The sequence below is a fragment of the Pontibacter lucknowensis genome (assembly GCF_900156415.1).
GTDB classification, from domain to species: Bacteria; Bacteroidota; Bacteroidia; order Cytophagales; family Hymenobacteraceae; genus Pontibacter; species Pontibacter lucknowensis.
Window position 1 is genome coordinate 89,622 of the sequence record NZ_FTNM01000007.1, and the last position, 20,750, is coordinate 110,371.

Below are 20,750 nucleotides of genomic sequence, written 5' to 3' on the forward strand. Positions count from 1 at the left end.
CGATGTAAAACAGAAGCGCCGCTGCAAATATTTGCAGCGGCGCTTCTGTTTTTATACCTGTGAGGGAGGAGCTAGCTATACCTGCAGGGACATTTATAAAGTTCCAGCCTCCACATCCTCAAATTTTAAACCCTTCTAATTCTCCAGCACCATGTTCTTCAGCGCCTCCACCCAAGTGTCGCTGGAGTTAAGGCTTTCTACGAGCACCCACTTCTCGCCGCCGGCGTGCTCAAACTCCTCTCTAAACTCTTCGCCGACTTCTATAGTCGTTTCGAGACAGTCGGCTACGAAGGCAGGGCTGAAAGCAAGTACTTTCTTGATGCCTTTGGCTGGCATGGTCTTCAGAACTTCGTCAGTATAAGGTTGCAGCCATGGGTCTTTGCCCAGGCGCGACTGGAAAGCGACGGTATACTGGTCCTCTTTCAGGCCCAATTCAGCAGCCAGCAAGCGCGAAGTCTCAAAGCAGGAGGCGCGGTAGCAATAACGGTTGCGCTTATTGTAGCTGTTGCAGCAGGAGCCCAGTTTGCAGTAGCCTTTGTCGCTGCCTTTCAGAATCTGTCGCTCCGGCACACCGTGGTAGCTGAACACCACGTGGTCGTAGTTGTCTTCGGCCATGTACTTCTTGCCCAACTCAGCGAAGGCGTTGATGAAACCAGGGTCGTCACAGTAAGTCGAGATGAAGTTGATGCTCGGGATGATCCACCAGTCCTTCACGATCTCCATGATCTTATCCTGCACCGAACCTGTGGTAGCGGAGGCGTACTGCGGGAAAAGCGGTACGACAATGATGCGGGACACGCTCTTGTCACGGAGTTCGTCCAAGGCACTCTTGATGCTTGGACTTTGGTAGCGCATACCGAAAGCCACATGATAATCGGCGCCCAGGCTAGTCTGAAGTTTAGCCTGCAGGTCGCGGCCATGGTACATGAGTGGCGAACCGCGATCGGTCCACAGCTGCTGATATACCTTGGCAGACTTTGGTGCCCGAAAAGGAGCGATCACGCCATTCACCAGTGCAAAGCGTCCCACGGGGTTTATATCGATCACGCGCGGGTCTAGCAGGAACTCACGCAGGTATTTTCTTACATCAGGAGTGCTGGGTGTATCCGGTGTGCCTAGGTTCACTAGTAAAACCCCAATCTTGCCTGTTTTTTTCTTGCTCATCTAAATCAATAGTGCTTTTTGCTATACAAAGATACGAAGTATAACGAGTTAGTTATGATCGATAGTTTCTATACCCTGATAGAGGAAGGTATGGAGTAAAGCTGAAAGCAGAGAGAAATGTTTGAAACTTCATCCACTCGATTAATCAAATTTCTAAATCCACACATTTTCACGGGGTTTCGTAAAAAAGAAGTAATTTTGCATCCTCAAATTTTAATTATGTCACAAGCTCCGCACAAAGCTGGTTTTGTAAGTATAGTAGGTAAGCCAAACGTGGGTAAATCCACGCTCATGAACGCCCTGGTAGGGGAGAAGCTATCTATTATCACGTCCAAAGCCCAGACCACACGTCACCGCATCATGGGTATCCTGAATGGCGATGATTTCCAGATCGTGTACTCTGATACCCCTGGCATCATCAAGCCGCAGTACGCTTTGCACGAGTCCATGATGAGTTTTGTGCGCACTTCTCTGGAAGATGCCGATATCATTCTGTTTGTGACGGATATCTATGAAAAACACGACGAGGATGATGTGATCAAGCGATTGCAGCATGCCGAGGTGCCAATCCTGTTGCTGATCAACAAGATTGATCAGGCTACAGAAGAGGAAGTGCAGGAGAAGGTAGCTTATTGGCAGGAGAAGATGAACCCGACCGAGATCCACCCGATTTCGGCTTTGCATAACTTTGGCGTAGAGCAGCTTTTCAATCGATTGATGGCTTTGTTGCCCGAGCATCCGGCTTTTTACCCGAAAGATGAACTGACTGACAAGCCCGAGCGTTTCTTTGTGTCGGAGATGATCCGCGAGAAGATCTTCCTCAACTACAAAAAAGAAATTCCCTACAGCACCGAGGTGGTGGTAGAGGAGTTTAAAGAGGAAGAGGACATCATCCGTATCCGTGCCGAAATCAGTGTGGAGCGCAAGAGCCAGAAAGGTATTGTGATTGGCCACAAAGGCGAAGCGCTGAAGAAAGTAGGCACGCAGGCCCGCCTGGATATGGAACAGTTTTTCCAGAAAAAGATATTTCTTGATTTATACGTGCGCGTGAACGAGAACTGGCGAACCGACCAGAAGCTGCTACGCCGATTCGGCTACAGCGAGTAGCGCACCATTAAAGCTTCGGGGCAAGGTGCTCCGGGGGCACTTTAACTATTTTATTTTATTTAGATGTCAACCAACATCATTGCAATCGTAGGACGTCCGAATGTGGGCAAGTCTACACTTTTTAACCGCCTTGTAGGGCGCCGCCAGGCCATTATGGACAACGAGAGCGGCGTAACCCGCGACCGTAGCTACGGGCACGGCGACTGGACCGGCAAGTATTACACCGTGATTGACACAGGTGGCTACGTGCACGGATCCGACGATATTTTTGAAGGAGAAATCAACAAGCAGGTAGAGCTGGCCATTAAAGAAGCCGATGTGATCCTGTTCATGGTAGATGTGGAAGCAGGCCTGACCGGACTGGACGAAGAGTTTGCCAACGTACTGCGTCGCTCAGACAAGCCTATCTATGTAGTGGCCAACAAAGCCGATACCAATGCGCGTGCTCATCAAATGGGCGAGTTCTATGCGCTTGGTTTAGGTATAGACATCTTCCCGATCTCGTCGCAGAGCGGCTCCGGTACAGGTGAGTTGCTGGATGAGGTAGTGAAGCACTTCAAAACCGAAGGTACTGAGGATCCGGATGCAGGTATACCCAGACTTGCCGTGCTGGGTCGTCCGAACGTGGGCAAGTCCTCTTTCGTGAACATGCTGCTGGGTGTGGAGCGTAACATCGTAACCGACATTGCCGGTACTACCCGCGATGCGATCGACTCACGCTACAATGCCTTCGGCAAAGAGTTTATCATCGTAGATACCGCTGGTCTGCGCCGCAAGAGCAAAGTGAGCGAAGACATTGAGTTTTACTCCGTGATGCGCTCCGTGCGTGCTTTGGAAGATGCCGATGTTTGTATCGTGATGCTGGATGCCACCAGAGGGATTGAGTCACAGGATGTTAACATTATCTCATTGGCCGAGAAAAACCGCAAAGGCATCGTAATACTGGTGAACAAATGGGACTTGGTAGAGAAAGAGACGAATACGACTAAGGAGTTCGAAGAGAAGATTCTTGAAGCGATCGCACCGATTAAGTATGTGCCGATCATCTTTACCTCTGTTGTGACAAAGCAGCGTGTGCACAAGGCCGTTGAAACAGCGATGGAGGTATACGAGCAGAAAACGCGTAAAATCTCTACCTCGAAGCTGAACGACAAAATCCTTCCGGACATCGAGCGTTACCCGCCACCGTCAGTTAAAGGCAAGTTCATCAAGATCAAGTATGTGACGCAACTGCCGACGCACAACCCAACATTTGCGTTCTTCTGTAACCTACCGCAGTATGTGAAGGAACCTTACACACGCTACCTTGAAAACAGTATCCGGAAGCATTTTGGCTTCGAAGGTGTGCCGATCAAAGTGTTGTTTAAGAAAAAATAAGAGCTTCTATATCAATATATTCAGATATACTGTTATATTTGATGCTTCATCTTTAACCAATCACAAAACATTATGAAAAAAGTATTCGGTTTACTATTCGTTGCAGGTCTTTTTACATTTGCATCATGCAATAACGCAGAAGAAACTGCAACTGATGTTGAGACTACTGAAACTGAAACTGTAGAGACAGTTGACGTTGAGACTGACATGGAGATGGACACTACATCTGTAATGGAAGACACAACTACTGTTCAGTAATCACACTAGTACCAGTACTACCTGACCATGTGGTCAGGCAAAAGAAAAAAGCACTCCATGGAGTGCTTTTTTTTATATATGCCAAAACCTATACATACTGACCCCGTATTGCAAGAAGCTTATTTCTCACCTTAACCAACTTAATATGAAAAAGCCAATTTTAATGATGCTTGTTGCAGGTTTGCTAACTTTCTCTTTCACATCGTGCGAAACTCGTGAAGAAAACACACAGGAAAGAATGGAAGACACTGCAGAAGACGTAGGCGACGACGTGGAAAATGCCGCTGAAGAAGTAGAAGACGAAACAGAAGAAGCTGTACAATAAAATATCCACAACATAAAAAAACGGCAGGCCCTTCTAAGAGTCTGCCGTTTTTTATGTCTGCAATCAGGTATATGATCAAGGACCAAGCCGTTTCTGAATCATACTGTTAACCAGCGCAAAGAGTCGCTTGGGCGTATAGGTGCGCCAATGTAGCTCATCCAGGGTGCCGCCTGAGTTGATGTACGAGTCTATGTTGTAGCTGCGCATCTCGCTCAGCACAAAGTCACGGAAGCTGATGGCTGCTATCCAACCTTCCTCCACATCCTCAAACCACTCTTCGTAATAATCGTCTTCGGAGCCGTGGAAATTGAACACATTCTCACCTATCAGGATAAAATGCTTGATACCCTCCTGCACGAGCGGGTCGATGATGTTACGCTTGAGCTTCATGATGTCATTGTTCAGCGCATCGTTCCATTCCCCGATAAACTCGATTACGGCAAAACTCAATTCGTAGTCGGCATATAATATCTTCAGAAAAAGGGTTTCGGAATCTATGTCATCCCACTGCGGATGTATGTAATAGCCGTAGATGGTATGGGTATAGTGCGTCAGGCTGTTCTCGGCTCCATACAGTGGAGAGCGAGGGTCGTCGGTAGCTGAATAGAGCTCCAGCCAGTTATAAAAGGGTTCGATCGTATGCATATATCAATTCATTCTGCTGCCTGTGCCACTGGCAGGCATTTGTCTGTCTACTCTAAGATTTTGGACAAAGTTGGCTATATTTAAGGAAGAAATCGCCTGATTAGTCAACTCCTGCATGCTGATGCAGGTATAAGCAGGTACAAAATGGCCGCAAGATATGCTAAGGCTGCCCTGAGTACGTTATAACATAGCACGTTCCAACTGAAACACCACTCATTTTCTATGCAGTTCACATTCAGCTTCAATTTTTTAAGACAGACCATCTCTTTGCTTCTCCTGCTTGTAATGCTGAGTTACAGCAATAAGGCGTTTGCGAAAGCAGACTATATCAAAGAGTACCATCCTCGAATCAACAAAGCTGAAAGGCTGGTGATGGCAAAGGACTACGAAGGGGCGCTGGAGACTTACCAGCAGGCCTTCTCGGCTGTACCCAAGGGCTTTGCCCGCGACTATTACAATGCCGCAGTATGCGCAACGCTCACGGGCAACGAAAAACAAGGTATAGACTACCTCGAGAAACTGGTAGAAAAGGGGGTGACCCTGGAGTACCTGGAGCAGCAGGAGGTGTTTGAACCACTGCGAGCCCATAAAGGCTGGAAGAAGTTCGCAAAAAAATATCCGAAGCGCCGCAAAGCCTTCCGTGAGAACATGAATATAGACCTGCGCGCCGACCTTGATGAGCTCTGGGCCCGTGACCAGTTCTTCCGGCAGGCTAAGGGAGGCCTGCGCGTACATGCCGACACGATCAGAAAAATAGAAGCTGATAATGTGAAAAAGCTGCTGGCTTGGATTAGCAAACACGGCTATCCGGGGGAGGAGCTGATTGGAGTGCCCGACACCTTGGAGACGCTGCCTCGCTTCAGTATTGTGATTCAACGCCAGACTTCTGCCCGCAACGGCTTTGATTTTACGCCTGTGCTCACCCAGGCAGTACAGGAGGGCAAACTCGACCCGCACGCGGCGGCTTACCTGATGGACCAGCAACAGGGTAAGAATCTGTATCGGTCTAAAGTGCTGGCCCGTGTGATCTGCAATAAACCGGAAGACTGTCAGGATGATGATGAGTTTGGCGATCTGTCGAGCCGCTATCTGATTCAGCGTATGAGCGAGGAAGAAGAGGCGCGGGCGAATGAGCTCCGGCAGGCGCTTGGACTGGAGCCTGTAGCCGACTATCGCGAGAAAATGCGTTACGCCATGAAAGATGACCGCTTTAAGCTAGGCTATGACTGGGCGGTGACCAGTTACAAAGTACCAAGCAAAGAAGCCGCAAAAGTGCTTGTAGAAAGTATGGCCATCCTGGACTAGCAGCTCTTAATCAAAAAGCTATAAAACAGCTCGGCCTGCCAGTATAAAAGTCTACTGGCAGGCCGAGCTGTTTTATCAGAAATAAGTCTTCTTAAGAAATACCATTGCCATTACGGTAGGCCTCGATGGCGGCACGAACGCTACCATACTTCTTGAGCAACGCAGCAGCTTCGGGTTTCGCCAACTGTAGCTCTTCCATCAGCATGCGTGTGCCACGCTCCACCAGCTTGGTATTCGATAGCTGCATGTCTACCATCTTGTTGCCCCTCACATGGCCAAGCTGGATCATGGTGGCAGTGGTGAGCATGTTGAGCACCAGCTTTTGAGCAGTACCGGCTTTCATGCGGGTGCTGCCCGTCACAAATTCCGGCCCTGTAACCACTTCTACCGGATAGTCAGCGGCGGCGGCTATAGCACTGTTGGCATTGCACACAATACAGCCTGTGGCTATCCCCTGGCGACGGCAGTCTTCCAATCCGCCTATTACATATGGCGTGCTGCCCGAAGCGGCTATACCTACCACGATGTCTTTGGCCGTGATGTTATGCTCCTGCAGGTCCTTCCAGGCTTGCTTTGTGTCATCTTCAGCAAACTCCACTGCCTTCCGTATGGCGCCGTCACCACCTGCTATGATGCCGACTACCAGGCCGTGAGGCACCCCATACGTAGGAGGGCACTCCGATGCGTCTACTATGCCGAGCCGACCGCTGGTGCCTGCCCCAATGTAAAAAAGTCTGCCTCCGTCACGGAGGCGCTCTACAGTAGCATTTACCAGCGTTTCGATCTGAGGTATAACACGCTCAACAGCCAGTGGCACACTTTTGTCTTCCTGGTTGATGCAGGTGAGCACCTCGTGCACGGGCATTTGCTCTAGTCTATCGTAAAGTGAGTCGGATTCGGTAGTGGACACTGTGTTAATCGGTCAAATTTGAATTCAGTAAAAAAAGCGTGTTTGTAGTTAGGCATTCTGCATTTTGAGCAGCTCCTGGTGGTATTTGATCAGGCCTTCGCTTGGGCTGGAGATGATCACTCCGATATGGCAGCCATACTTCTTGGCTACCAGCTTGAGCGTGTCCGAGAAATGAAACGCGATAGAACCAACAAAGTTTACAGGAAGCTCACCAAAACCCTCGTATTTGCTGACATGACGCTCAAAGAACTCTTCGAAGTTCTCGTAAATCATCTCTTTGATTACCGGGCTCTTGCGCTTCTCATACATAAACTTAGCAAAGGTGGCCAGGTACTGGCTAGGTATGTCAGAGCCATATACGGCGTCAAGGATACCGTCTTTCGTAAGGTTATACCTGTTCTTGAGTGAAGTGGCCAGTTCCTCAGGCAACTCGCGGTACATGTAGGCCTTGATCAACAGCTTGCCCAGGTAGGCTCCACTGCCTTCGTCACCCATCAGGAAACCAAGCGAAGTCACGTTATCTATAATGTTCTTGCCATCGTAAAGACAGGAGTTAGAGCCTGTTCCCAGGATACAGGCTATACCTGGCTTGTGGCCACACAGGGCGCGGGCAGCAGCTAGCAAGTCGTGGTCTACATAGTTGGGCACGTTGGGGAAGGCGCGGCTAAGGGCATCTTCTACGCGTTTGTTACGCTCCGGAGAGCTACAGCCAGCACCGTAATAGTAAATGGCGCTAATATTTTTTTCTTTCAGCTGAGGCAGCAGCTCGGTCTCAAAAATGCTGTAAATCTTGTCAGTATCGAGGTACTGCGGGTTGATGCCAGTTGTGTTGACCTGTTCATATTCGTTGTCGGCATCGATTACACGCCAGTCTGTTTTTGTAGAGCCGCTGTCAGCTATCAGAATCATAATATTGGTAATTTATAGTTGATCAGGAGCCTACCTGTTACAGTAGCATACTCCCTGTGTTTTATTTTCGGTATACTGAATTTTTGACTTGTCCGATCACCTCAAATTTGTCAAATACATATTCGGTATGCGGCGCGTCCTTCAACTCCTCGGTCAGGTCCTGGCCTGCCCAGTGTTCGTAGTGGTTGCCGCTCCGCCACAGGCGTGATTTTTTCACGTCGTAAATCAGGCCTTTGTAAGCCACCCATACCTCGTCACGGTCCTGGCCATTGCGCAGGGCAAGCTGTTGCAGGGTGAACTCCGGGAGATTTTCTTCCATTTGGTTGCAGGCCTCACAAAGCCCGGGTTGCAAATATAATAATACTGCCCTAGTGATTGGGGCAAACGGAACAGAATCGGGTTTGTTTCTTTGTTCGCTTCCTGAAGTATTAGCCAATGCGGGCCTGCGTCAGGATCCAGCGGTTAGGCACTTCGCCTTTGATGGCCTGCAGGTAGTCTTCATAGCTGCAGGGTACAATGCGGGGACTCTTTTCATCTGAAAGGGGTTCTACTTCCATCCACCACTTTTCACTTGCTTTGCTTTTATAGAATGTCATACGCTCCGGGTTATCACTGAAGGCCACGGCGTATTTGGTAAACTTGCTGGAGCTGAATTCTGTTTCATTCTTGCGGTGGTAGAAGCCCTCTATAAAGTACCAGATCATGGTGGCGATGGTCATGGCCGTTAGTTCCTGGCTGTCCTGTGCAGGATCATACTCGTAAATTCCCAGTGATGTCATCTGGTCACTCAGACCTGCATACCAGCACAGCTGGCAGGCTTCCTCGCCAGTAAGCCCGAACGGGTTGGCAGGCGTATAGCCCGGCGCATCCTGATGGCGGATAGCCGAAATGTCAAAAGTGAGCAGGTCTGCCAGGCGCACAACCGGCTCCATCTCCTGCACACTGCGGTGCACTTCGCCTACACGGTAAGCCTCAAAGTGCAGCTTTTCGAACGTGGCCATCACTTCTGGGTCCACCAGGTAAGACTGATAGCCGATCTGGCCCAGGCTGAAGAGGTAGTTCGGTTCGTGCATCAGGATCTGGCGGAGCTGCTTTTTATTGGCAGGCACGTCATTGTCTTCGCTCATATCCACGCTGCTGTCCACGGTTACCATATTCACGGCACGTTCCAGGTACTCGTAGCCCATGTACTGTCCGTACTCCAGGTCATGCGTGCCGCCGATGATAATGGGAATGGTATTATGCGAGATGAGGACTTCAACTATTTCTTTCAACCGCAGGTAAGTGTCGTCGAGTGTTATGCCCGGGCGTAGGTTGCCCAGGTCGACTATGTTGCAGCGACCGGCTCCTTTGTGCATGCTGTACAGTTTTTTGCGTACAGCACGGGCCGGAATCATCTCTGCTACTGTTTCCTCTCCTTGTCCCCGGGTCTCGTTTATCCCGATCAGGGCGATGTCAGCTGAGCGCCAGTCAGGGAATTTGCCAGTAAAGCGGCCGATGTAGGCACCAAGTGTGCGCGGTTTGTCAAGCAGCGCAAAAATGTCCTCATTCAGAGGTTCGAAAAAGATGGAAAGGTTCATAAATCAGTATCAGGAAGGTCAAATATAGCAAAACTGCTGCTTTTGTGAGCGGCTTTTATTAACTATAACTTTTTCGCGTAAAAAGTGCAATCAATATAATGAATAGCAAATATTTGTACAGGAAGGTATAGAAATTTCAGAAAAAAATAATTAAAATGCACATACTAACGAACGTGTGGCCCATGTTGTGCCATCGTTCGTGATGTCCTAAAATAGACTGACACTAACCTTAGCAAACACAATGAACGTAACCCGCACCCTTGATCTGCTGCCTTTTCAGCTGCAGAACTCGCCTCAGCCGGATTGTCTGGCTACAAAAGTTAACGGACAATGGATTAAATACAGCACACAGGATGTGCAGGACACTGCCAACCAGGTAAGCCTTGGTCTGCTGAAACTAGGTATAGGAAAGGGCGACAAAGTGGCTATTATTTCCCTGAACCGGCCGGAGTGGGTGTTTGCTGACTTTGGTATACAGCAAATAGGTGCTATAAGTGTACCAATGTACCCGACAATCACGGTAGAGGACTACCGCTACATCTTCAACGATGCGGAGGTGAAAGCTGTGTTTGTGTCTGATGCGGAGCTCTACAACAAAGTAGTGGCTGCTACAGAGGGGATGGAGAGCATCAAAGAGATCTATACCTTCGACGAAATTCACGGTGCCAAGCACTGGAAGGAAGTGATCAAACTGGGAGAAGGAGAAGACGTAGCACAGCTTGAGCCATTGAAGGCTGGTGTTGGTCCTGACGATATCCTCACCATTATCTATACCTCTGGTACAACCGGCAACCCGAAGGGGGTTATGCTGACAAATAACAACATTATCAGTAACGTGACTGGTACGCTGCCTTATGTGCCTGTAAACCAGCATCACCGCGCACTGAGCTTCCTGCCGCTTTGCCATATTTTCGAGCGCATGCTCCTTTATTTATATATGCGCATTGGCGTGTCGATCTACTACGCTGAGAGCATCGAGAAAGTGGCCGACAACCTGAAAGAGGTGCAGCCGCATGTGTTTACCACGGTGCCGCGTCTGCTCGAGAAGGTATATGACAAGATCGTGGCCAAAGGTATGGAACTGACCGGCGTGAAGCGTAAGCTTTTCTTCTGGGCACTGGAGCTCGGTCTGCAGTATGATACCCGCGAAGACAAAGGCTGGTGGTATAACAAGCAGCTGGAACTGGCCAATAAACTTATCTTCAGCAAATGGCGCGAGGCCCTGGGCGGCAACGTAATTGCCATTGTATCGGGTGGCGCGGCGCTACAGCCACGCCTGGCCCGTGTGTTCTGGTCAGCCAACATCCGCGTGATGGAAGGTTATGGTCTGACAGAGACGTCGCCAGTGATAGCCGTGAACCGCTACGAGCCGGAGAACAACGTGATTGGTACCGTAGGTATGGCCATCGATGGGGTGGAGATCAAAATCGCAGAGGATGGCGAGATACTGACCCGTGGACCACACGTGATGAAAGGCTACTACAAGAAACCTGATCTGACGGCCGAGGTGATCGATGCCGAAAACTGGTTCCATACCGGTGACATAGGAGAGCTGGTAGAGGGCAAGTTTCTTAAGATCACGGACCGCAAGAAAGAGATGTTCAAAACGTCGGGTGGCAAGTATGTGGCACCGCAGCCGATCGAGAACAAGCTGAAGGAGTCGGTAGTGATAGAGCAGGCCATGGTGGTAGGAGCCGGGCAGAAGTATGCCGCTGCTCTGATCGTGCCTTCGTTCCTGGGGCTGCAGGACTGGTGTGCACACAAAGGTATCCCGTATACCTCTGATGCCGAGATGATCACCAAGCCGGAGATCATGGACAAGTATAAGCGTGAGGTGGATAAAGCCAACGAAGGGCTGGCGCAATTCGAGACCATCAAGAAGTTCACGCTGATCCCGAACATGTGGACGGTGGAAAGCGGTGAGCTGACACCGACCCTGAAGGTGAAGCGCAAAAACATCACAGCTAATTACCAGAAAGAGATTGACAGTATGTATTAATATGAAGTGAATTGAAGGTTTAAAGCCTTTCAGGTAACAAAAAACCCTTTCCGGACCGGAAAGGGTTTTTTGTTTGTAACCATTCTATGAATTATACATAAACTATAGCGGAAGGTACTATAGCACGAAATCCACTTTAACCTTTGAAGTCGGGAGGGGAATAAATTTTTCGTTAAATTAGTATGCTTGCATAACATTTTTCTTTATATTTGGTATAAACTACATGATGCATGAAGCCGGAAGAGACCGTAGATTATAATGTGAAGGTTTGTTGGCATGCTATCTCGCGTATGTATAATACAGAGGCTGCCAAAAATGATATTACCACCTCCATTGGATTTGTTCTGTTAAACATCAATCAGGAGACAGGCACCCCCGCCACGAAGATTGCCCCCCTGCTTGGTTTGGAGGCGCGCAGCCTGACCCGCATCCTGAAGAGCATGGAGGAGAAAGGCCTTATCTATAAGGTGTCTGACGACAAGGATAAACGGCTGGTGCGGATTTTCCTGACCGAACTAGGGCTGGAGAAAAAGGAAGTATCGCGCAGAACGGTGCTCCATTTTAACCATAAAGTGCAGGAAGCTATACCACAGGAAGAGTTGAATACCTTTTTCCGGGTTTCCGAGCGCATCATCAACATGATCGAAAACAAAGAGATTTTCTAACCATAGTAGACCATCAAGCTTTTTCTATGAAGAGATTAATTAAGAAAGTAGCCGTGCTGGGTTCCGGTGTCATGGGCTCCCGCATTGCCTGCCACTTTGCCAACATCGGTGTGCAGGTACTGTTGCTCGACATCGTGCCACGCGAACTCACCCCCGACGAAGAGAAAAAAGGGCTGACGCTGGAAAGCAAGCATGTCCGCAACCGCATTGTGAACAGTGCGCTGGAAGCAGCCATTAAGTCTAATCCTTCGCCCCTTTACCGTAAGTCCGATGCCCGCCTGATCCAGACGGGTAACTTCGAAGACAACATGAAGGATATCGCCAGCGCCGACTGGACCATTGAGGTGGTGGTGGAGAACCTGAAGATCAAGCATTCAGTGTTTGAGCAGGTGGAGAAGCACCGCAAGCCGGGCACGCTGATCACCTCCAACACCTCGGGTATCCCGATTCACATGATGCTGGAGGGCCGATCTGACGATTTCAAAAAGCACTTCTGCGGTACGCACTTCTTCAACCCGCCGCGCTATCTCAAGCTATTAGAAATTATACCTACGCCAGAAACCGATCAGGATGTTGTAGACTTCCTCATGCACTACGGCGACCTATACCTTGGCAAGACGACTGTACTGGCCAAAGATACACCGGCTTTCATTGCGAACCGTGTGGGTATCTACGCCATCATGCAAGGCCTGCAGGTGATGAACAAACTCGGACTGAACGTGGACGAGGTGGATCGTATCACAGGTCCGATCATTGGTCGTCCGAAGTCTGCTACGTTCCGCACGCTGGATGTGGTAGGTCTGGATACTCTGGCTAATGTAGCCAACGGTCTGTACCAGACAGGAGAGAAGGACGAGTCGCGTGAGTTATTCAAGCTACCGGACTACCTGCAGAAAATGGTGGAGAACAAGTGGCTGGGCGACAAAACCGGTCAGGGTTTCTACAAGAAAACGAAAGATGCCAAAGGCAAAACCGAGATCCTGACCCTCGACCTGAACACGCTGGAGTATGGACCAAAGCAGCGTCCGAAGTTCCAGAGCCTCGAAATTCTCAAGCCGATTGAGGATCTGAAGAAGCGCGTGAAGACCTTCTCCAAGCAAAACGATAAGGCAGCCCAGTTCTTCAACGAGTCACTCTATGGCTTGTTCCAGTACGTGAGCAACCGCATACCTGAGATCTCCGACGAACTCTACCGCATCGACGACGCCATGCGTGCCGGCTTTGGCTGGGAGCTGGGTCCGTTCGAGTACTGGGACGTGATCGGCGCCCGCGAAGGTGTGCAGCGCATGATCGAAGCCGGTTACCAGCCTGCGGCCTGGGTAGAGGAGATGCTCAACCAAGGCAAAGAGTCCTTCTACATAGTGGAGAGCGGCAACCGCCGTTATTACGACATCCAGAGCAAAGAATACAAGGCAATACCAGGTGTTGAGAACTTCATCATCCTTGACAACCTGCGCAGCAACAAAGTAGTGTGGAAAAACACTGGCGCTACACTGATCGACCTCGGTGACGGCATCCTGAACGTGGAATTCCACACGAAGATGAACACCATCGGTGGTGATGTGGTGCAGGGGCTGAACAAGGGTATAGAGATTGCCGAGAAAGAGTTCAGAGGCATGGTAGTGGGCAGTCAGGCAGCGAACTTCTCAGCTGGTGCCAATGTGGGCTTAATTTACATGTATGCCCTAGAGCAGGAGTATGACGAGATCAACTTTATGATCAAGCAGTTTCAGGATACGATGATGCGCATGCGCTATTCAGCTATACCTGTGGTAGGCGCGCCGCACGGTCTCACACTGGGCGGTGGCTGCGAGCTGAACTTGCATTGCGACCATGTGCAGGCAGCTGCCGAAACCTACATGGGTCTGGTGGAGTTTGGCGTAGGCCTTATACCTGGCGGTGGCGGTACTAAAGAGATGACGCTCCGCGCAGCCGAGATGTACGAAGAGGGTGATATTGAGTACAACACGCTCAAGAACATCTACCTCAACATAGGTATGGCCAAGGTGTCTACTTCTGCCAAAGAGGCCTTCGACTTAGGCTTTATGCGTCAGGGCGACGCGATAACTCTCAACATCAACCGTCAGATTGCTGATGCCAAAGCGCAGGCGATTCGTCTGGCCGAGGCGGGGTATACGCAGCCAGCCAAGAAAACCAAGATAAAAGTACAGGGCAAAGGTGCTTTAGGCATGTTCCTGACGGGAGCCAGTGCGATGGTATCAGGTGGCTACATTTCAGAGCACGACCAGAAGATATCGCACAAACTCGCTTACGTGATGTGCGGCGGCGACCTCTCTGCTCCGACAGATGTGAGCGAGCAATACCTGCTGGATCTGGAGCGTGAAGCCTTCCTGTCACTGACCGGTGAACGCAAGACACTAGAGCGTATCCAGAGCATCCTGACCACAGGCAAGCCACTGAGAAATTAATGTCTAATGGGTAATGAAAGATGATTGTGCTGTTCAGAGAGCATACCTGAGAGAGCAACAATCAACCATTTAACAATTTAGCAATTAAAAAATATGAACAACGCATATATCGTAGCCGGATTTCGTAGCGCAGTAGGCAAAGCCGGGCGCGGAGGCTTCCGGTTCACCAGACCTGATGACCTGGCCGCTGACGTCATCAAACATCTTATGGCTTCTGTACCTGCCCTCGACCCGGAGCGTGTAGACGACCTGATTGTGGGTAATGCCGTGCCGGAAGCGGAGCAGGGCCTGCAGATTGGCCGTATGATTGCGCTTTTGTCTCTGCCGATGTCCGTATCCGGTATGACGGTAAACCGCTACTGCGGCTCCGGTGTGGAAACCATCGCGATGGCCTGCAACCGTATACAGGCAGGTATGGCCGACTGTATTGTCGCAGGCGGCACCGAATCTATGTCGATGGTGCCGACAGTGGGCTGGAAGACAGTGCCGAACTACAACATCGCCAAGAAGAATCCGGACTGGTACCTGAGCATGGGCCTCACGGCTGAAGCAGTGGCCAAAGACTACAATGTTTCACGTGAAGACCAGGACGAGTTTGCCTACAACTCACACCAGAAGGCGATCAACGCCATCAAGAATGGCTATTTTAAAGAGCAGATCGTGCCTATTACAGTGGAGGAAACCTACATCGACGAGAACGGCAAGAAGAAGACCCGCACTTATGTCGTAGATACTGATGAAGGTCCACGTGCCGACACTTCCCTTGAAGCCCTGGCCAGACTGAAGCCTGTGTTTGCGGCCGGCGGTTCTGTAACAGCCGGTAACTCTTCCCAGACCTCTGACGGTGCTGCCTTTGTGATCGTGATGAGCGAGCGCATGGTGAAAGAACTCAACCTGGAGCCGATCGCCCGTATGGTGAGCTACGGCACCGGTGGTGTGGATCCGCGCATCATGGGTATGGGCCCGATTGCAGCCGTTCCGAAAGCACTGAAAATGGCTGGTTTGACACTTAATGACATCGACCTGATCGAGATGAACGAAGCCTTTGCTGCCCAGTCCATTGCCGTAATGCGCCACCTCGACTTCGACCCAGCCAAGCTGAACGTAAGCGGCGGGGCGATCGCACTTGGTCACCCGCTGGGTTGCTCCGGAGCTAAGCTTAGCATACAGCAATTCCATGAGCTGCGCCGCCTTGGCAAGAAGTACGGCATGGTTACCGCCTGTGTAGGCGGTGGACAGGGCGTAGCCGGCATCTATGAGCTTTTGAAGTAAAAACTAACCTGAACCTAAAAACACTAATCATATTCTGCCATGGAAAATGTAACAGATAAAAATAAAGCCACTGTTCGCGGTGGTGAATTCCTGATAAAAGAAACTGACGCGCAGGACGTATTTATACCTGCCGAGTTTAGCGAGGAGCAGCGCATGATGGCGCAGACCTGTCTGGACTTTGTGCGCGAAGAAGTGAACCCGCTTCTTGACCGCCTCGACAACCATGAGGAAGGCCTGATGGAAGGTCTGATGAAAAAGGCTGGCGAGCTTGGCTTGTTCGCAGTGTCGATGCCAGAGCAATACGGTGGCCTGAACATGGACTTCAACACATCACTTCTGGTAACAGAGTCAGTAGGTGGTGGACATTCCTTCCCGGTGGCTTTTGCGGCTCACACAGGTATAGGTATGCTGCCGATCCTGTACTTCGGTACGGACGAGCAGAAAGAGAAGTACCTGCCAAAGCTGACTTCCGGCGAATGGGCGGCAGCTTACTGCCTCACCGAACCAGGCTCTGGTTCTGATGCCCTGGCTGCTAAAACCAAAGCGGTGCTAAACGAAGCTGGTACACACTACATCCTGAACGGCCAGAAAATGTGGATCACGAACGCCGGTTTTGCCGATGTGTTCATCGTGTTTGCGCAGGTGGACGGCGACAAGTTCACAGGCTTTATTGTGGAGAAAGGTTATCCGGGCCTGAGCCTTGGCAACGAGGAGCACAAAATGGGTATCAAGGGTTCTTCTACGCGCCAGGTGTTCCTGTCGGATTGCGAAGTGCCGAAAGAAAACGTGCTCGGCGACATCGGCAAAGGTCACCTGATCGCTTTCAACATCCTGAACATCGGCCGTATCAAGCTTTGCGCGGCGACGCTGGGCGCCTCTAAGAAGGTGGTAGACCTGTCGGTGAAGTATGCCAACGAGCGACAGCAGTTCAAACTGCCAATCTCTAAATTCGGTGCCATCCGTCACAAACTGGCAGAGCAAGCCATTCGCATCTATGCAGTTGAGTCAGCGCTATACCGTTGCGGTATGGACATTTATCGCAAGGAGCAGGAGCTACTGGCTTCTGGAAAAGGCGAGAACGAAGCTATGCTGGGTGCTGCCCGCGAGTTTGCTGTAGAGTGCGCCATGCTGAAAGTGGAAGGCTCTGAAGTGCTCGACTATGTGGTGGACGAAGGGGTGCAGATCTACGGTGGCTACGGCTTCTCAGCTGACTACCCGATGGACCGCGCTTACCGCGACTCCCGTATCAACCGCATCTTCGAAGGTACCAACGAGATCAACCGCATGCTTACGGTGGACATGATCCTCAAAAAAGCCATGAACGGTGAGCTGGACCTGATGGGCCCTGCACAAAATGTGCAAAACGAACTGATGGCTATACCTGATTTCGGTGCTGAAGAGGAAGGCATGTTCGCAGCAGAGCACAAGGCGATCCGCAACCTGAAGAAAGCGATCCTGATGGTAGCCGGCACTGCGGTACAGAAATACATGAACTCACTGGCCAAAGAGCAGGAGATCCTGATGAACATCGCTGACATGGCTATCAAGACGTACGTGGCGGAATCAACGCTGCTGCGTGTAGAGAAACTGGTAGGCATGAAAGGCGAGGATGCCGTGGCGAACCAGATCGACATTGTACGCGTGACCGTGAACGATGCCGTGGACACCGCCTTCCTGGCTGGTAAAGATGCGATCGCCTCTATGGCGGAAGGTGACGAGCAACGTCTATTGTTCATGGGCCTGAAGCGCTTCACCAAGAAAGACCTCTACAATACCAAGGAGGCACGTCGTCGCATAGCAGCCGCTATGATTGACGCAAACGAATTCGTGTACTAGATTCTGACAAATCTATAGTTTTGGAAAGGCTGCTTCCTTAGGAGGTGGCCTTTTTGTATTAAGGGATTGTTGCTGAATGACTTAATAGCATCTCATGCGTAAATATACCTGAATACCGGATTGTCATTAACATAGAGGAGCGTATGGGGGTAACATGCTTAATTCCCTGCTATAACGAACGGGAGCGGATTGCGACAGTACTGGAAGCCGTGTCGAAAGTAAAGGCTATACAACAGGTAATCTGTGTGGATGACGGATCGGCTGATGGCACCGCTACGATGGTAAGCCGGCAATGGCCTACTGTGCAAGTCATCCGCCTCAGCCAAAACCAGGGAAAAGCCGCCGCTATACAGTATGGCCTTCAGTTTGTGCAGCATGAGTTGGTTCTGTTGATGGATGCTGATTTGCAGGAATTAAATAAAACTGAACTTGAGAGAGCTATTTCTGCTTTCCAGGACACTGCCAATGTTGACATGCTAATCTTGCGGCGAATCCGGTCGCCATGGTTTGTGCGCTGGTACCGAAGTGATATACTGCTGTCCGGAGAGCGGCTTCTGCTGCGAAGTGACTTAGAGCAGGTACTGGCCCAGCCAGTGGCACGCTATCAGTTGGAAGTAGCCATTAACCGCTACATGATCAAGCGTGGCAAGCGGGTACGCTGGATGCCATGGTCTGCCATGAATACCTATAAGGTAGACAAACTCGGGATGCTGGAAGGGTCTCGTAGAGAGTTCCGGATGTATGTAGAGATAGTGGACTATGTAGGTTTTGTGCACATGCTGGTGCAGCTGAGTTCTTTTACCCGCAAGCTTAAAAAACAAAAAAGCGCGCCAAGAGAGTGGCCACGCTTTTTGTCGGGTATATGGTTAGACTAGTTACCTGATCTGCAGACGACGTAGCTGCAGGCTGTTCGCTTTCTTGGATGGCCGCACCACTACTACCAGGTCCTTTTCGCCTAGCCAGGCCGTGAAGTCTTTTACGTAAGCAGTGTCTTCGCCTTTGGCTACATTCAGGCCAGCAGCCTTAGGTGCTTCAGCCTTACCGGTGCTGGTGTCAATGCGGCGCAGGTATAGGTCATGCTTTCCGTTCAACTCTTCCAGGGTGAGCAGGTGCAGCGTGTTACCCGCCAGATGATAGCGATACGAGATGCCTGTAAAGGCTTCATCAGCAGGTGCCTTCTGATTTTTCATCAGCACAGAGCTCCAGGCTGTGCCCATAAACTGATCATAGGCAAACAGGTGAATCTCTTTGGCATAGTAAGGAGAGTTCTCACCACCCTCCATGTACTTTTTCTCTGCCATTACGATTAGTTTTTCCTCAGGTGTCAGGATCAGGTCGGTCAGGTAAATGTCCTCGAGGCGCTTGGCTTTTGCACCGCCGCTTTTATCCAGGCTGTTCACACTAGCGAGATATTCAGGTGTGAATCTGAACTCCTCTGCAAACACCATATCTTCTTTTTCGAAATCAAATTTTACAGCTTTCAGGCTATAATACTCACCGGATTTCTCATCGGCCGTCAGTACGACACCATACAGGTTGCCATTGGGCTGCAGGGCGTACTTGCTGTCCATGATGTATACCTTCTTGCCTTCAAAAATGCCTCCTACCAACACTGACATGCCCTTAGCAACCGGCGACTTTAAGGTATACTGGCGTACGGTCAGGCGTTCCATGTTCTCAGAGATCAGGCTGATGAACTGGTCGCCGGCATCATTCACGATCACCTCAGCTGACACAATACCGCGAAGGTCAGTCAGGCTGTACTTCGTATCTTTTACTTTCTGAAGTTTGCCGTCATACAGGCTGCCGCTGATAGACTGCAGGACCTGATTGCCAGAAACGCTATAACGGTAGGCTAAAAGTTTGGTGCCGTCAGGCGAGATTGCTATACCTGCTTTACGGGCATCCGCTGGAGCTTCGAGCAGCAGTACGGGCTTCTCTTTCTGACCGCTACGCAGGTCTACCCGATGTGCATACAGCACCTGATTGCCCTGCTCATTTGTGCGGTGCGTGACCAGCAGCACAGCTTCCTGGTTTCTGGCAAAAGCCTCCACCGTTTCTTCAGCGGCCAATGGTACAGTAGCCGACCAGGCTTTTTTGAGGGCGGTATTATAGCGCTCTATGGCATACTCGCCAGGTTTGCTGCGGCTGAGGATTACGAAGCCCTCGGTTCCGAGCGGAAGCGTCTTGCTGCTGATGCTTTGGTTGTATTGGTCTTCCGTATTGTCAGGGATGTAATTGAAAGGTATGGCGGCTCTCTTACCCTGAGACGATGCTGGTGCTGCAGCAAAGAGTATGGCCAGGAACAAAAGCGGTAGCAGGCGTAGTATTTTCAAGGGTATAAAGTTAAATGGTAACTGCATGTGTGTGCTTATGGGTATTCAGGAGCTAATATAATCAAAATTGTTTCTCGTGGAACGAGGTATGGGATAAGCTAAGAACGCACAGGTATAGGTATAGCTTAGAGTTGTATCTCCTCTGCCAGTACACGCACCGGCTGCTTGTGCTCGTCTATGGCTACAAAGGTAAAGCTGCCATGTACCGCCTTCAGCCGAACATCAGAGTACATTTCTTCAATATAGATTTCCACCTGCACCTTGAGGCTGGTATTGCCTACACTACTCACCTGTCCGATTAACTCTACAATGGTGCCTGCAGGTATAGGCTGCGTGAAATCTATCCGGTCAGACGATACCGTTACCACCCGTTTGCGGCAGAAGCGGGTAGCCGTGATAAAAGCCACCTCGTCCATTAGTTGCATGGCAGTGCCGCCAAATAGGGTGTCATAATGATTGGTCGTGTTCGGGAAAACTGCTTTGAAGATGCGCGTTTCTGACTCGGTAATACGTTGCTGTAAATTCATAATTTATAGGTTTAAGTGTGCTGGAGTGTAGGTGCGCCGCGCCACACAGCTGTGGCTGTAGGTTCAATTGAAGGTAAAAGCAGGAGCTGAATAGTGGCATACACAG

The 20,750-nt window shown here is 50.3% G+C and carries 19 protein-coding genes; 11 read left to right on the forward strand and 8 right to left on the reverse strand.

Features of this window, described 5'->3' with window-relative positions; genetic code table 11:
• Positions 1–135: 135 nt before the first annotated feature.
• Positions 136–1,164 (reverse strand): ferrochelatase, encoded by a 1,029-nt coding sequence (gene hemH, locus BW972_RS18970; RefSeq protein ID WP_076423279.1) that lies wholly within the window; start codon positions 1,162–1,164, stop codon positions 136–138.
• A 219-nt stretch (positions 1,165–1,383) separates the two neighbouring features.
• Here hemH and era point away from each other — a divergent pair, with 219 nt between their 5' ends.
• The 4 genes from era (at position 1,384) to BW972_RS18990 (ending at position 4,231) form a co-directional block, all read left to right on the forward strand.
• Positions 1,384–2,271 (forward strand): GTPase Era, encoded by an 888-nt coding sequence (gene era, locus BW972_RS18975; RefSeq protein WP_007656142.1) that lies wholly within the window; start codon positions 1,384–1,386, stop codon positions 2,269–2,271.
• Between the two features lie 63 nt (positions 2,272–2,334).
• Positions 2,335–3,648, forward strand: a complete 1,314-nt coding sequence (gene der, locus BW972_RS18980) for a ribosome biogenesis GTPase Der (protein ID WP_007656139.1) — start codon at positions 2,335–2,337, stop codon at positions 3,646–3,648.
• Between the two features lie 72 nt (positions 3,649–3,720).
• On the forward strand, positions 3,721–3,906 hold the full coding sequence (locus BW972_RS18985) for a hypothetical protein (RefSeq protein ID WP_076423280.1): 186 nt from the start codon (positions 3,721–3,723) through the stop codon (positions 3,904–3,906).
• 163 nt (positions 3,907–4,069) lie between these two features.
• Positions 4,070–4,231: a hypothetical protein gene (locus BW972_RS18990; protein ID WP_200805499.1), complete on the forward strand. Its 162-nt coding sequence runs from the start codon at positions 4,070–4,072 to the stop codon at positions 4,229–4,231.
• Positions 4,232–4,306: 75 nt separating this feature from the next.
• Here the strand turns inward: BW972_RS18990 and BW972_RS18995 are convergent, their stop codons facing one another.
• Positions 4,307–4,876, reverse strand: a complete 570-nt coding sequence (locus BW972_RS18995) for a hypothetical protein (RefSeq protein ID WP_007656135.1) — start codon at positions 4,874–4,876, stop codon at positions 4,307–4,309.
• A 222-nt stretch (positions 4,877–5,098) separates the two neighbouring features.
• Between BW972_RS18995 and BW972_RS19000 the strand changes: the two genes are divergently transcribed.
• Complete coding sequence (locus tag BW972_RS19000; RefSeq protein ID WP_076423281.1) at positions 5,099–6,181, forward strand: hypothetical protein; 1,083 nt, start codon at positions 5,099–5,101, stop codon at positions 6,179–6,181.
• 91 nt (positions 6,182–6,272) lie between these two features.
• On the opposite strand, the gene murQ is transcribed toward BW972_RS19000, so the two are convergent.
• The 4 genes from murQ to BW972_RS19020 all read right to left on the reverse strand — a co-directional run bounded on the left by murQ (position 6,273) and on the right by BW972_RS19020 (position 9,580).
• Complete coding sequence (gene murQ, locus BW972_RS19005; RefSeq protein ID WP_200805500.1) at positions 6,273–7,091, reverse strand: N-acetylmuramic acid 6-phosphate etherase; 819 nt, start codon at positions 7,089–7,091, stop codon at positions 6,273–6,275.
• 48 nt (positions 7,092–7,139) lie between these two features.
• The gene (locus tag BW972_RS19010; RefSeq protein WP_076423283.1) at positions 7,140–8,000 is read right to left on the reverse strand and encodes a hypothetical protein; all 861 of its coding nucleotides are present in this window, start codon (positions 7,998–8,000) and stop codon (positions 7,140–7,142) included.
• Positions 8,001–8,061: 61 nt separating this feature from the next.
• Positions 8,062–8,319 carry a cytochrome b5 domain-containing protein gene (locus BW972_RS19015; protein ID WP_007660383.1) on the reverse strand — a complete coding sequence of 86 codons (258 nt, stop codon included), beginning with the start codon at positions 8,317–8,319 and terminating at the stop codon, positions 8,062–8,064.
• Positions 8,320–8,428: 109 nt separating this feature from the next.
• Complete coding sequence (locus BW972_RS19020; protein WP_007660384.1) at positions 8,429–9,580, reverse strand: formimidoylglutamase; 1,152 nt, start codon at positions 9,578–9,580, stop codon at positions 8,429–8,431.
• Positions 9,581–9,821: 241 nt separating this feature from the next.
• On the opposite strand from BW972_RS19020, the gene BW972_RS19025 reads away from it, so the two are divergent.
• The 6 genes from BW972_RS19025 (at position 9,822) to BW972_RS19050 (ending at position 18,656) form a co-directional block, all read left to right on the forward strand.
• A complete protein-coding gene (locus BW972_RS19025; protein WP_007660385.1) occupies positions 9,822–11,579 on the forward strand; it encodes an AMP-dependent synthetase/ligase in 1,758 nt (585 codons plus the stop codon).
• Between the two features lie 230 nt (positions 11,580–11,809).
• Positions 11,810–12,244 carry a MarR family winged helix-turn-helix transcriptional regulator gene (locus tag BW972_RS19030; protein WP_007660386.1) on the forward strand — a complete coding sequence of 145 codons (435 nt, stop codon included), beginning with the start codon at positions 11,810–11,812 and terminating at the stop codon, positions 12,242–12,244.
• A gap of 26 nt (positions 12,245–12,270) precedes the next feature.
• A complete protein-coding gene (locus BW972_RS19035; RefSeq protein WP_076423284.1) occupies positions 12,271–14,673 on the forward strand; it encodes a 3-hydroxyacyl-CoA dehydrogenase/enoyl-CoA hydratase family protein in 2,403 nt (800 codons plus the stop codon).
• A gap of 93 nt (positions 14,674–14,766) precedes the next feature.
• Positions 14,767–15,945 carry a thiolase family protein gene (locus tag BW972_RS19040; protein ID WP_076423285.1) on the forward strand — a complete coding sequence of 393 codons (1,179 nt, stop codon included), beginning with the start codon at positions 14,767–14,769 and terminating at the stop codon, positions 15,943–15,945.
• Positions 15,946–15,984: 39 nt separating this feature from the next.
• Positions 15,985–17,781: an acyl-CoA dehydrogenase family protein gene (locus BW972_RS19045; RefSeq protein WP_076423286.1), complete on the forward strand. Its 1,797-nt coding sequence runs from the start codon at positions 15,985–15,987 to the stop codon at positions 17,779–17,781.
• A 143-nt stretch (positions 17,782–17,924) separates the two neighbouring features.
• A complete protein-coding gene (locus tag BW972_RS19050; RefSeq protein ID WP_076423287.1) occupies positions 17,925–18,656 on the forward strand; it encodes a glycosyltransferase family 2 protein in 732 nt (243 codons plus the stop codon).
• Here the strand turns inward: BW972_RS19050 and BW972_RS19055 are convergent, their stop codons facing one another.
• On the reverse strand, positions 18,657–20,117 hold the full coding sequence (locus BW972_RS19055; RefSeq protein ID WP_076423288.1) for a hypothetical protein: 1,461 nt from the start codon (positions 20,115–20,117) through the stop codon (positions 18,657–18,659).
• 125 nt (positions 20,118–20,242) lie between these two features.
• Entirely contained in the window at positions 20,243–20,644 is a 402-nt protein-coding gene (locus tag BW972_RS19060; RefSeq protein WP_076423289.1) for an acyl-CoA thioesterase, read from the reverse strand.
• Positions 20,645–20,750 lie beyond the last annotated feature (106 nt).